This is a genomic window from Bacillus sp. RK1064, assembly GCF_051488405.1.
GTDB lineage: Bacteria > Bacillota > Bacilli > Bacillales > Bacillaceae > Bacillus.
The window spans coordinates 1,619,411-1,634,092 of the sequence record NZ_JBPSCZ010000001.1 but is presented as its reverse complement, the minus strand read 5'-3'; the positions used below and the strand labels follow the sequence as shown (position 1 = coordinate 1,634,092).

3 protein-coding genes are annotated in these 14,682 nt (G+C 44.8%); all 3 read left to right on the top strand.

Going from position 1 to position 14,682, the window contains the following annotated elements; translation table 11 throughout:
- Positions 1 to 15: 15 nt before the first annotated feature.
- From ACSSTM_RS08575 to ACSSTM_RS08565, 3 genes are read left to right on the top strand one after another with little or no spacing between them, the layout of a single operon-like run.
- Positions 16 to 7,248, top strand: coding sequence for an SDR family NAD(P)-dependent oxidoreductase (locus tag ACSSTM_RS08575; RefSeq protein WP_437404134.1), 7,233 nt, complete (start codon positions 16 to 18; stop codon positions 7,246 to 7,248).
- Positions 7,241 to 13,651, top strand: coding sequence for an HAD-IIIC family phosphatase (locus ACSSTM_RS08570; protein ID WP_437404133.1), 6,411 nt, complete (start codon positions 7,241 to 7,243; stop codon positions 13,649 to 13,651). The genes ACSSTM_RS08575 and ACSSTM_RS08570 overlap by 8 nt, the downstream gene beginning before the upstream one ends.
- Complete coding sequence (locus tag ACSSTM_RS08565) at positions 13,644 to 14,651, top strand: phosphotransferase enzyme family protein (RefSeq protein ID WP_420735169.1); 1,008 nt, start codon at positions 13,644 to 13,646, stop codon at positions 14,649 to 14,651. The genes ACSSTM_RS08570 and ACSSTM_RS08565 overlap by 8 nt, the downstream gene beginning before the upstream one ends.
- Positions 14,652 to 14,682: the final 31 nt, after the last annotated feature.

Here is a 14,682-nt window from a genome sequence, read left to right as displayed (position 1 = left end):
GGAGAAATGCAGCGTATGTCTGATCAAGAGCAATGGACCGAATCTGGACTTGAAATTGCAGTTGTAGGATTAGCAGGTACGTTTCCCGGAGCACCGAATGTGCAAGCGTTTTGGGAAAATGTATCGCAAGGGAAAGAATCCGTTACGTTTTTCACTGATGAAGAATTAAAGGCAGCGGGTGTAGATGAGACGCTGCTAAAGCGTTCTGATTATGTGAAGGCAAAGCCATTTTTACAGAATGCATCATCATTTGATGCAGACTTTTTTGGCTACTCTCCGCGAGAGGCATCCATTATGGACCCGCAAATTCGATTGATGCATGAATGCACATGGCATGCGCTAGAGGACGCAGGCTATGAGCCTGAGCAATACGAAGGTTTAATTGGTCTTTATGCCGGGGCATCTAGCAATCTATCGTGGATGGGGCAGCATATGTCGTCACTTGAAAAGAACGAAGATGTATTTCAAATCATGCATCTCAATGACCCGTCCTTTGCTTCTCGGATTGCTTATAAATTAAATCTAAAAGGTCCAAGCGTATCGGTACAAACGGCTTGCTCCACGTCGCTTGTTGCTATTCATATGGCCTGTCAAGGATTAATCGGAGGTGAATGCGACCTTGCGTTAGCAGGAGGTGTCACACTCCATCAGCCGCAAATCACAGGCTATCAATACCAAGAAGGAATGATTTATTCTCCTGATGGCCATTGCCGTCCGTTTGATGAAAAAGCAAAAGGAACCATTTTTGGTGAGGGTGCAGGCGTGGTTGCGCTAAAACGATTGAAAGATGCGATAGAAGACGGAGATTTTATTTATGCCGTCGTAAAAGGATCTGCAACGAACAATGATGGAAGCAATAAAGTCGGCTATACAGCCCCAAGTGTGAGTGGACAGGCAAGTGTCATTGAATCTGCGTTAGAAATGGCTGAGACAGAACCAGAGACGATTTCTTATATCGAAGCACATGGAACGGGTACGCCTGTTGGAGATCCGATTGAGATTGAGGCGCTTACTCGTGCTTTTCAAACAGATCAACAAGGCTATTGCCGGATTGGATCAGTCAAAGCCAATATTGGGCATTTAGATGCCGCAAGCGGCGTGGCTGGTTTTATCAAAACAGTCATGATGCTGCATCATCGTCAATTTGCCCCGATGCCGCACTTTGACAAGCCGAATCACCGTATTCCGTTTGATCAAACGCCATTTTATGTTGGGACAGACAAAGAGGAGTGGAAGTCGTCTCATTTGCCAAGGAGAGCTGGAGTCAGTGCCTTTGGTATAGGGGGAGCAAATGCTCATGTCATCTTAGAAGAGGCGAAGCCAAGAAAAACAAACGGCACGGACTCGTCCAAAGAATTAATTGTGCTTTCAGCTAGATCAACGCATGATATGAAGAACATGACAAAAAACTTGAAGGAATATGTCTCCTCACATCATGAACTCTCACTTGGCCAAGCAGCTTACACTTTACAAAGTGGTAGAAAAGCCTTCAAATATCGAAAAACGTTTGTCTGTTCGTCGCGGGATGAATTATTAGAGCAACTGCAAGTGCTAAATGAAGATACAGCAGGCAGAGAAAGTCTTCTTTATAAACGAATAAGCATGAGGCTGACGGGGTATCATGAGTCAGGTTTACGTGATTACATCAAGCTGTATGAGAAAGATCATTCTTTCAAAACAGAAGTGGATCGATTAATGAGCCTCGTCCAATCTGCGGTACCTATCAAAAAAGACGAGCTGTTCCATTCCAAACAAAGCAGACAATCAGAAGTGGCTATGCTGATCATGACATCGGCTTTTGCCAACGAGCTAAGGTCACTCGGAATTGAACCAGATGGTTGGATTGGAGAAGGCAGCGGAGTCTGGACAGCTTTATATGCAGCAGGCGGGCTCGAGCTAAAAGATGCGGCATCTATTGTGTACCATCTTCATGACACCGAGACGGTTAATCAAAGGCTGGCTTCCCTGCCTCAGAGGACACTCCAACAGCCTGTTTACTTGCAGCAGACCGGGGAGGAACTAACCACTTTCCACCCAGCGTCTGCAAAGTGTTTTCTTGATATGGATCAGCCTGTAAAACCGCCTTTGATTGAGCAAGAATCAACAGCCTTGATCATTGATCTTTCAATAAAACAAAGCATTGTGGTTGAAAAGGGAGCAGAAAAATCAACCGAATCACTTGATGGAGACATTCTTCAAATCGCCGGTGTTCTTTGGGAAATGGGGGTCGGCTTATCCTTTCCTTTAACAGAGGAGAAGAACAGGCAGCGCATTCCGCTACCTGGGTATCCATTTCATAAAACCGATTTTTCTGCACAAACAAATACGATGGCAGCCATTGAGCCACAAAAGCCGCAGGATGTAAAGCGTGTTTTTACTTCGCTCGCTTCTTTACAAAAAGATATTCACGACATTGTTCAAACTCATTTTGGGTTTGATCAAATGGATGATGAATCTCCATTTTTTGAATTTGGTGCGACATCACTTGATATATCTCAGCTTGCAGCGAAAATATCTGAGCGAATGGATCAACAAATTGACACTGTTCAATTGTATCGGTTTGCTACAGTGGCAAGCCTTGCTGAATATTTGTTTGAAGAACAGATGGAACGAGATCAAACACCTGCTTCTCTCCCAGTAAAGAACACGTCCCAGGAGCATACGGATATTGCGATTGTCGGAATGGCAGGAAGATTCCCAGGGGCTTCGTCGCTAGAAGACTTTTGGCAGCGTCTTGTAAATGGCGAGGAAATGATTCACTTTTTCACAGAAGAAGAACTCAAGAAAGCAGGGCTGGATGCGTCTGTTTATCAGCATCCGAATTTCATTGGAGCAAAAGGCCGTTTACAAGAGATCGAAGGCTTTGATGCAGACTTCTTCAACTATTCTGCTAGAGAGGCAGAGCTCATGGATCCGCAGTTCAGGCTCTTGCATGAATGTGCTTGGGAAGCGCTGGAGGATGCTGGCTGTGACCCTGATCGAATGGCAGGGAAAATTGGTGTTTATACAGGAACGAGTCCAAATCATGAGTGGCTGACGCGATTTGCACATCAAATGGAAGCAACTGAGCAATTCAGCGCAATGCTGTTAAATGATCGTGAATTTTTTAGTACGCAGCTTTCTTATAAATTGAATTTACACGGGCCTAGCGTGACCATGCAGACAGCTTGTTCGACCTCACTTGTCAACATTGGCATGGCCTGTCAAGCATTATTGAATCAAGAATGTGATGCAGCACTGGCTGGCGGTGTGACGGTCAGTTCTCCAGAAAATATCGGCTACATCTATCAAGATGGGATGATTCAATCAAAAGATGGACATTGCCGTCCGTTTGACCAAGAGGCGAGCGGAACCATTTTCGGAGATGGAGCGGGGATTGTTCTGCTAAAACGTTATGAAGATGCGATGAGAGACGGCAACCCGATTCATGCGGTCATCAAAGGGGTTGGTGTGAACAATGATGGCAGCCGAAAAGCTGGTTTTACCGCTCCAAGTGTGGAAGGACAGGCAGAGGTTTTAAAAGAAACGTATGAAAAATCAGGTATCGATCCCGCATCCATTGGTTATGTAGAAGCACATGGTACGGGGACAAAAATGGGAGATCCAATTGAGGTATCTGCCCTTAGTCAAGTGTTCAAAGGGACAGATCCGCTGACGATTCCGATCGGTTCTGTGAAAAGTAATGTCGGCCACTTAAATAGTGCGGCAGGGATTGCAGGTCTGTTTAAAGCCATTTTGGCCCTCCAGCATAAAACGATCCCGCCAACCATTCATTATGAATCACCCAATCAGGAGATCCCTTTCAAAGATACACCGTTTTATGTGAATCAAAAGGCGTTGTATTGGAAGGAAGCAGATGGCCCGAGAAGAGCGGGGGTTAGCTCTTTCGGTATCGGTGGAACGAACGCCCATATGATCATAGAAGAGGGCATACAGGCGAAGCAAAAACCAGCTTCTAACCAAAAGCAGCTGCTCGTCTTATCAGCAAAAACGGATACTGCTTTAGCGAAAATGACAGAGCAATTAAAGCAGTATGTGATCCAGCACCCTCAAGTTCCGCTTGAAGATATTGCTTATACATTGCGGTATGGCAGAAAGCAATTTCCATACCGAAAAGCCATCGTGCTCGCGTCTGCTGATGAATGGATGCAGCAGAAACAGCTTGAAACGAGTGTGTTCCGAAGCAAAAAATGGCGTAAAGCGACCTTTATGTTTTCGGGTCAAGGCGCTCAGTATGCTGGTATGATGCGCGGATTATACGATGCAGAGCCAGTGTTCAAATGGGAAGTAGATAGATGCTTTAAATATGTAATGGAAACGGAGCAAGTTGATTTAAAGGGCATTGTTTTTTCCAAGAATGAAACGAACGAAGACATCACAAAAACGTCAAATGCTCAGCCGCTTCTCTTTATATTTGAGTATGCATTAGCCAAATTGCTTCAGCATAGCGGTGTTGAGCCAGAATCAATGATTGGACACAGTATCGGCGAATACGTTGCCGCTTGCTTGTCAGGGGTCTTTTCTCTGGAGTCTGCATTAACACTCGTGATGGCAAGAGCAAGATTGATGCAAGACATGGAAAAAGGCGCCATGCTTAGTGTGCAATTACCCGAGGCAGAGCTGACTTCGATGATTGATGAATCGCTTTCTGTTGCTGCTGTCAATGCAAAAGACCTTTGTGTCGTTTCTGGAAGAGAAGAGCATATCACTGCATTTGAAAAGAAACTGCAAGACAAAGGAATTGTCACAAGACAGCTCCATACTTCTCATGCCTTTCATTCCTATATGATGGAGCCGATGCTTGAGGCGTTTCAACAATTCGTAGAGAAAGTAGAATTGCATGAGCCGACGATTCCGTTTATATCGAATGTGACAGGCACCTGGGCAACAAGTGAAGAGGTGATGACAGCATCTTATTGGACGAGCCACCTGCGTGGAACCGTTCGTTTTCATGAAGGTCTATCTCAGCTGTTAACCGATGAAGTACGAGCGCTCATTGAAGTTGGACCTGGAAACAGCTTGACGGCATTAGCGAAACGTCATGATAACAAAGAGTCTCATCATGATGTTCTGAATATGGTGAGGCATGCAAGAGAACAAGCGGATGACCATGCATATTTCTTAAAAAGAATAGGAGAGCTATGGGCAGGCGGCTACGAGGTCAAAGCGCAGCAACATCCAACTCAAGAGGAACGTCAGCTCGTATCGCTGCCGACCTATCCATTCGAGCGGAAACGATATTGGATTGAAGCAGGAAAGCCGGTTTCTCCGCAGCTATCCGCTCCTAAGGAAACGAAGAAGAAAGAGATGGAAGAATGGTTCTACCTGCCTTCATGGGAGCAGCAGCCGCTAAAACCTGTTTTCGAAAAAGAAACAGAAGAACAAACGTGGCTCATTTTCAGGGAACAGGATGCTTTTCATGAACTGTTTACCCATTCATTTAAGCAACAAGGTATCAAGGTCATTTCTGTCACAAAGGGTGAAGCTTATCAAGAGCAAGAGCAGTCGTTTACGATCAATCCGGCAGAAGGCCAGCACTACCGTAACATGCTAGATTCATTGTCTAATAGAGGTGTCAATATCAATCGGATTCTGCATTTATGGGAAGCTGCGAAAGAAGATGACAACTCGAATCGTCAATCCGCTTTTCAGGCGCACATTGAAAAAGGCTATTACAGCTTAATTTTCTTATCTCAAGCGATTGCTGCCCAAAAAAATATTCGAGAATGCCGTCTGTTTACGATCACTAGCGGAATTCAGCCAGTCACAGGCAATGAGACGATATGTGCAGAGAAAAGTGCAATGCTTGGACCGTGTAAAGTGATTTCACAGGAATACCATCATATCAAATGCTGGAATATTGATGTGGAAGATGTGCCAGACGTGATGTCTTGGAAGGAACAAGCGCTTGTCGATCTCATTGTGCAGGAAATCATGCAGCCTGGAAAGGATCAGCTTGTGGCGTATCGTAATCGTCAACGCTGGGTGCAGAGCTACAAACATTTGCCGCTGCAAAAAGAAGATGGACTTCCGAAGATGATCAGGCCAAATGGTGTGTATCTGATCACAGGAGGTTTAGGCGGCATCGGATTTGTTCTATCAAAGATGCTGGCGAAGGAAGGAAACGTACATCTTTATTTAACTGGAAGAACGGCATTGCCGCCGAGAGATGAATGGGCGTCATACGTTCACCAAGTAAATGCCGATGAAGCGCAGCGCACGAGAATTGAGAAGGTGCTTGAGCTCGAACGATTAGGTGCAACAGTAGAAGCGGTGCAGGCGAATGCAGGAGATCTGGATCAGATGAAACGTGTTTTTGAGACCATTCGCAAAAAGCATGGCGGCGTTCATGGTGTATTCCATGCAGCCGGATTACCAGGAAGTACATCCTTCCGTGCAATCAAAGATATCCCTTCTACACTGGCGAAGGGAGAGGATCAATTCCAATCAAAGGTGAAAGGGCTCGATGTACTAGAGCAGCTGCTGGAACAAGAACAAGCAGACTTTTGTCTTCTCTTTTCTTCCATTAGTGCATTGCTTGGGGGCTTAGGATTCTCTGCTTACTCAGCGGCTAACTTATATATGGATGCATTTGCAGCTAGACTTAATCAACATAGTCAAACCCCGTGGATGTGTGTGAACTGGGATGCGTGGAATTTCTGGGGTGAGCTAGAATCCACAATTGGTGAATCGATAAATGAGCTTGCGATATTACCAGAAGAGGGTGCTGAGCTGTTCCAGTATGTTCTGTCTAACCGGCAGAATCGACACATGCTCGTGTCCACAGGAAATCTTGAAGAACGAATGGATCAATGGCTGTCACTAGAGCCGAAGGCAGCAGCGAATGAGGATTCATATGAGGTGTCTAAGCACGAAAGACCAGAGCTGGGCAATCCATATGTGGCTCCTCGAAATGAAACTGAAAAAGCGATCTGTCAAGTTTGGCAGGATTTTATGGGCATGGAACAAGTGGGCATTCACGACAATTTCTTTGATCTAGGCGCAAGCTCGCTGGATATTGTTCAAGTCACCAATCGGTTAAATCAAGCACTTCAAACAAATGAAGCGGTTGTGACCTTGTTTACGTACCCATCTGTTGCTGAGCTTGCGAAATATATCCAGCCTTCTGAGGACTCGCAGGAAGAAGCGATGGAAGAAGAACTAGCCGTCGTCACTTCAGGTGATCGAAGAGCTCGTTTTAAACAGCAACGGAATAAAAGATTGAGAGGCGGAATCGAGAATGAATGATACAACGAATCACTATCATGGCGCAGAAATTGCTGTTATCGGTCTTGCAGGTCGTTTTCCAGGGGCCAAAAATGTAGATGAGTACTGGGAGAATCTGAAAAAGGGAAAAGAAACAATCTCCTTTTTTACAGAGGAAGAATTACGGCGTGAAGGTACAGATGAAGCTTTATTAAAAAACCCCCGTTTTGTTAAAGCAAAAGGGATGCTAGATGATGTTGATTTATTTGATGCAGATTTCTTTGACTATACACCAAAGGAAGCGGCTATGATGGATCCGCAGTTCAGACTGTTTCATGAATGTGTGTGGACGGCGCTTGAAGACGCTGGGTACGATCCGTTTGAATATAAAGGGCAAATTGGTCTTTATACAGGTGCAGGAATCAATACAGAATGGGTCATGAGAGCACTTCAAGGGGCGGCTCAAGGTGAGGATTCGAAAACACTGGAAGCTGCCGTTCTGAATATGCGTGATTATTTAGCGACGATGATTTCATATAAATTAAATTTGAAGGGGCCGAGTATGGTGGTGCAAACCGCCTGCTCGACCTCGATGGTGTCGATTCATTTAGCTGTTCAGGCTTTATTAAGCGGTGACTGTCATATGGCTGTTGCAGGCGGCGTGTCCATTCGCCTGCCGCAAAAATCGGGCTATCTTTATCAAGAAGGCATGATCCATTCATCTGACGGACATTGCCGCGTCTTTGATAACAAGGCCGATGGAACCGTTTTTGGTGATGGTGCAGGAGCCGTTATTTTAAAAAATTTAGAGGATGCCATTGAAGACGGCGATCACATTTATGCTGTTATTAAAGGATCATCTATTAATAATGACGGAAATAGAAAAGTAGGATATACAGCGCCGAGTACGAAAGGTCAAGTATCAGCGATTAAAACAGCACTTCGAATGGCTGAGGTGGAACCTGAAACCATTTCGTACATTGAAGCACATGGAACCGGAACAACCCTCGGAGATCCGATCGAAATTGAAGCGCTCAAGCAAGCGTTTGATACAGATAAAAAAGGCTTTTGCCGCATTGGTTCTGTCAAATCAAATGTTGGACATTTGAATGATGCGTCAGGTGTCGCCGGCTTTATTAAAACCGTTTTAAGCTTAAAGCATCAAGTGATTCCGCCGACGATTCATTTTGAAACGCCGAATGAAAAAATTGAATTTGCCAATTCGCCTTTCGTTGTAAACACAGACTTGACGCCATGGAGCAAGCAGGAATCTCCTCGCCGTGCAGGTGTAAGCTCATTTGGGATTGGTGGAACAAATGCTCATGTCATTTTAGAAGAAGCACCTGCTACACGTGTCGCCGCAGATAGCCCTGAGGATAGTGAACTTCTTTTATTATCTGCCAAAACACCAGCAGCTCTTGAGAAAATGACGGATCGCCTTGCGGACTATTTACTTCAGCATCAGCAGCATGTTCGTCTAAGTGACGTTGCCTATACGCTGCAAACAGGGCGCCATCATTTCCCGCATAAACGTGTCATTCTTGGAAGTAACACGGCTGACATGTTACAGGCGCTGAATCAAAGGTCAAAAGAGGTGGTCAAGACGGCCAGCTCCCAAACATCGAGCCGGCCAGTCGTCTTTCTTTTCCCAGGTCAAGGATCTCAGTATGTAGACATGGGGCGTCAGCTTTATGACAAATATCCAGTCTTTAAGGAAGCACTGGATCAATGCTTGAATCAATTCAAACAGCATATCTCAGTTGATCCATTCAGCATTTTATTCTCAACAGAAGCAAGTGATGATCCTCAGCTGATCAACCAAACAGAATATACGCAGCCGCTTCTGTTTAGTGTGGAATACGCTTTGGCTAAATTGCTGATTCATTTTGGCGTCAAACCGCAGGCACTGATCGGCCACAGTATTGGAGAATACACAGCTGCCGCCGTATCTGGTTTACTATCTGTTGAAGATGCCGTAGATCTTGTGTCTTATCGCGGACAGCTCATTAGCCAGCTTCCAAAAGGCTCTATGCTGAGCGTTCCTTTGAGTGAACAGAACGTGCTGCCATATTTAACAGATGATCTTTCACTTGCAGCAGTAAATGGACCTGAGTTATGTGTAGTGTCAGGGGAGACCGCAGCCATTAATGCACTTGCTGAGAAGCTGGAGGCTGCTGGACATGGGTGCAGGAAGCTTCACACCTCTCATGCCTTCCATTCTAAAATGATGGATGACATCCTGCCATCATTCAAAGAAAAGGTAGCTGAGTATCAATTGAATGCACCGTCTATCCCGTATATTTCTAACGTCACAGGTACGTGGATTGACCATGAAGCAGTGCAAGACCCGGCATATTGGGCTGATCACTTGCGGCAAGCGGTCCGTTTCCGTGATGGAGCGGAGGCATTATTAACGGAGCTTGATCCTATTTTCGTTGAAGTCGGGCCGGGGAATACGTTAAGTGCCTTTATTCGCCAGGCCTCAAAGGAACACCATCAGCAGCCGATTCCATTGATGCGTCACCCGAAAGAAGAGGCAGCAGACGACCGCTACCTGCTGGGCAGGCTTGGTGACATCTGGCTTCAAGGGGTGCCGGTTGACTGGACAAAATTGCGAAATCAGACATCAAATCAAAAAGTATCCTTGCCGACCTATCCATTTGAACGACAACGATATTGGATTGAAAAGGTAGATACATCCGCATTATCTTCATCCTCAGGTGTGCAAATGGTGGTGCCGAAGGAAAACAAGGGGCAGGAAATAGAAAAAAACAATCAAGTCCATTCCGCCGCAGCGAATGATATTGAGGCAACGTTACAGCGGATGTGGAAAGACATTTTAGGAATTGAAAAGGTGGAAAGAGACGACCACTTCTTTGAGCTTGGCGGACATTCGTTAAATGCGACCGGTCTGATTTCTCAAATTCACAAAGAGTTTGGTGTAGAACTTACGCTCACAGACATGTTCAACAATCCGACGATTGAAAAGCTCCAAGCATTCATAGAAAAGGCAGAGAAGCATCAATATTTCAAGATTGAACCAGTGGAAAAGAAAGACACGTATCCATTATCTGCTGCTCAAAGACGGACATTCCTCATTCATCAGCGTATTGGTCAAGTGACCTCATACAACATGCCGATGGCACTAAGATGTAAAGGTGAAATTGACGTCGAGCGCTTTGAGCAGACCTTCAAGCAATTAATTGATCGTCATGAAACATTGCGAACGACCTTTGAATTAAAAGATGGAGAACCGGTTCAGCGGGTCCATGATGATTTCCACTTTGCTGTTGAAATGACAGAGGCTGATGAAGAAGGATTAGAAGCACAAATCGATGAATTCATTCGTCCATTTGACTTAAAGGCTGCACCATTGATCCGTGTGCGTTTTGTGAAAATCGCAGCACATGATCATCTCTTATTAGTCGATATGCATAATATTGTGGCGGATGGAGCGAGCATGAACATCTTTATTAAAGAATTTACTGAGCTCTATCGAGGGGAAACCTTGCCGGAACTGACCGTTCAATATAAAGATTATGCAGAATGGCAAGACAAATATTTCCGCAGCGAGATGTTTCAAAAGCAGCAGGATTATTGGAAGCAGCAAATTGGCTCAAATGTGCCAACTTTGACAATGCCATATGATTTTGAACGGAAGGAACAATCCTTCTTAGGAAGAGCGATTAAATTTAATATTGAACCGCACATCGTTGAGAAAATTGAACAGCTCGCTGAACGGTATCAACTGACAAATAACGTCATCTTGTTCCAGCTCTATGGGCTGCTGCTCTCACGTTATGCGGATCAGGAGGAATTGATTGTCGGTTCACTTGTGGCTGGACGACGTCATGCAGATATCGAGCATACAATTGGCATGTTTACGAACTTCCTGCCAATTAAACTAGACATGGTACAAGAAGCAACCTTTACAGAGCAATTGGCTCAGACAAAGCAAGTGCTGCTTGATGCGTATGACCATCAAGAGTACCCATTTGACCAAATGGTTGAGCATCTGAATCCAAAAACAAGACCGCATCGCAATCCATTCTTTGATACGATGCTCATTTATCATAATGAGTACGATCCGAATATTAAAATTGAAGCCGATGGACTGACATTTGAAACACATGAGTTTGCAAAGGGAATTTCCAAACTCGATATGAAAATGGATGTTGTCAGAGAGGTAACGGGCGAGTTAAAGTGCGTGCTTCAATACAATCTGGCTCTGTTTAAACATGAGACGATGCAAGCTTTCGTCAACCACTTCCAGCACTTGGTCGAACAGGCTGTTCAAACACCTGATCAACTGCTCAAGGATTTCGCTGTTCTTTCACAGGAAGAAGAACAAGCAGCAAAAGAGAAAAGGGAGCGCGCAGAGGAAAAAGCACCGCTCGTACTGACAGTCAGCTCGACATTTACAGCAGATCCAGTCGCACCTTATATTCAGTACTGGACCAAGCAGTTTGATGTGCAGCTTGATGTTCAATTTGCACCGTATGGGCAGGTATATCAGGAATTACTAAATGAGCGCAGCCTTATTTCACAGAAGAAAAACGGTGCGAATCTTCTGCTCATTCGTTTAGAGGATATCACTGGTCCAGCTCATCTTTCACTGGAAGAAAAGAAAAAACTGGCTTCAGAGCATGCTGAAGAACTTGCTAACGTTCTGAAATCAAAAACGAAACATAACCTATATTTTGTTGGGATTCTGCCGATAAGTGCTGCTCTTAAAGACACCCTGCAAGACGTGGAACAAGAGTGGATTGCTCAGTTATCTGAGATAGGCGGTGTTCAGTTGATCGATTGTCGTCAGCTTGCTCAGCAATATCAGATGGATGACATCTTTGATGAAAAAGGAGAGCAAGCCGCACACCTCCCATTCACTGAAGTCTTTTGTGGAGCCATCGGTACAAAAGTCGCGCGAGAGATCATTGCATGGCAAGGTGCACCATTTAAGGTAGCGGCCATTGACTGTGATCATACGCTTTGGAGAGGTGTTGTTTCAGAAGACGGTGTGGAAGGCATCGACATTACGCCAGAACATCAAATGCTTCAGCGCTTTTTAAAACAAAAGCAGCAAGAAGGGCTCCTGCTTGTCTTAAGCAGCAGGAACAATGAAGAAGATGTGTGGCGCGTGTTTGAAAACCACCCAGATATGATCCTGCAAAAAGACGATATCGTCGACTGGCGCATCAATTGGGAAAGTAAACCGGCACATCTAAAAGAGATGGCAGATTCTCTGAACCTTTCATTATCTCAGTTTATTTTCTTAGACGATGATCCAGCTCAGTGCTTGCGTATGAATGAAGAGCTGCCTGAAGTGATGACGCTGCTGTTACCTGCCAATGAAAAAGCGCTTCCGTTATTCGCCCAGCATGCTTGGGCATTCGACCGCTATGATGTCACAGATGAAGATAGAGGGCGAACAACGAGCTACAAGGCTGAAAAGGCTCGTCAAAAAGAGAAAGCAGAATCGCCGTCAATGGAGCAATTTTTACAAGATTTGAATTTGAACATGAGTGTAACAGAGTGGGGAGAAGAGCACCTTGCCCGCGTGGCGCAAATGAGCAGCCGTATTAACCAATTCCGCTTAAATGATCAGCGCTTTGATGAACAGCAGCTGAGAGAGCGGATGGAAAATGAGCATGTCCAGGGCTGGGTCATTGAAGCAGCGGATCGTTTCAGTCATGAAGGGATTGTAGGGGCTATATTGGCTCATCATGCAGGCGACACCTTGAAAATTGATGCATGGATGCTAAGCTGCCGTGCTCTAGGGAAAGGGATTGAGCAAAAATGTCTGACATGGCTCGCTGAATACAGCCGTCTGCATCAGCTTTCTTCCATTGAATTCTCGTTTGCATCGACTGGACGTAATGAGCTGTTCAAGTCATTTATGAAAGAGCACCAGATGCAGGAGGTTGATGAGCAGCAAACATATCGTATACAAGTGGAAGAAATTGATTCACTAAGCAATCACATTCAGATCGTCGACCAATTGTCATCTCGTGAGCACTCGACTGAAGAAATAGAGGATCAAAGGGTGGAGGCAGCAAGTCATTCAGCTTCTAAAGGTTATACATGGGAAACGGTTCAACCAGATCAAACGCTGCACAGCGGTTATGTAAAAGCCCTTAAGGTACATGATCAAGAAGGTCTTCGTGCATTATTAAAGACGGAACTTGTACAGGATCATGGAATTTATGCACAGCCAACCAATGAACGCGAGGCATTGCTTTTTGATATTTGGTGTGACATTCTTCATGTGGAAAAAGTAGGAATTGACAACGACTTTTTCGATTTAGGAGGAAATTCTTTACTTGCTGTCAAAATGGAAGTAGAGATTGAAAAGAAGGGTTGGTATGTTGATGATTTGAATTTTGCTGAAAAACACACCATTCGAGAATTAGCAAAATATATGAAGAGGGAGAATCAGCATGCATAAAGATGTAAAAGCCATATATGAAGAATCAAAAATTTTAGATGAGGCCACTCATTTATACGGGGTCCAGCGAAGTGACATCCACTTTATCGCAGATGCAGAAAACTATGTGTATGAACTTAAAAAAGACGGAGAGTCTTTCATTTTAAAAATTACCCATACCATCCGCAGATCACCTGATTATATTTTAGGTGAAATGGAATGGCTCCATCACTTAGCGAAGGGCGGACTTTCGGTTGCGAAACCAATTGCTTCATTAAATGGCCGTGATATCGAGCAAGTAGACGATGGGCAAGGCGGTTCATTTTTGCTTCGAGTCTATGAAAAAGCATCAGGCCATAAAGTGGAAGAGGCAGACTGGAACGATGAATTATTTTATGCCCTTGGACAGTACACAGGGCGCATGCATAAACTGACAAAAAGCTATCAGCTGTCAGACCCGCGATATAAAAGACAAGAGTGGGATGAAGAGGAGCAGCTTAAATTACGTAAGTATGTCCCGGCCGATCAGACGCTTGTGTTCGAACAAGCGGATCGGTTGATGGAAAAGCTGGCAAAGCTTCCGAAAAATCAGGATACGTACGGATTGGTTCATGCGGATCTTCATCACGGAAACTTCCACTGGGATCAAGGGAAAATTACGACCTTTGATTTCGATGATATTGGGTACAACTGGTTTATGAATGACATTAGCATTTTGCTATACAATGTGTTGTGGTACCCAGTGATTCCATACGAAGACAAAGCTGCTTTTGCAGGAAACTTTATGAAGCAATTCCTTAAAGGCTATCGTGAAGAGAATGAGCTTGGGGATGAGTGGCTTGCCTACATTCCTGACTTCCTTCGCTTACGTCACATGCTGATCTATGGCTTGCTGCATCAAGCATTTGATTTGGCTACCATCGGAGAAGAAGAGAAGGCCATGCTCGCTGGCTTCCGCTCCGACATTGAGCAAGCAGCACCGATTACGACGTTTGACTTTACAAAGCTAAGTCAATCTTAAAATGAAAATCCCCGCCTGTGTGATGAGGCGG

Coding starts and splice junctions, on each gene's coding strand:
- ACSSTM_RS08570 (WP_437404133.1), top strand. CDS start 7,241: ATGAATGATACAACGAATCACTATCATGGCGCAGAAATTGCTGTTATC.
- ACSSTM_RS08575 (WP_437404134.1), top strand. CDS start 16: ATGTCTGATCAAGAGCAATGGACCGAATCTGGACTTGAAATTGCAGTT.
- ACSSTM_RS08565 (WP_420735169.1), top strand. CDS start 13,644: ATGCATAAAGATGTAAAAGCCATATATGAAGAATCAAAAATTTTAGAT.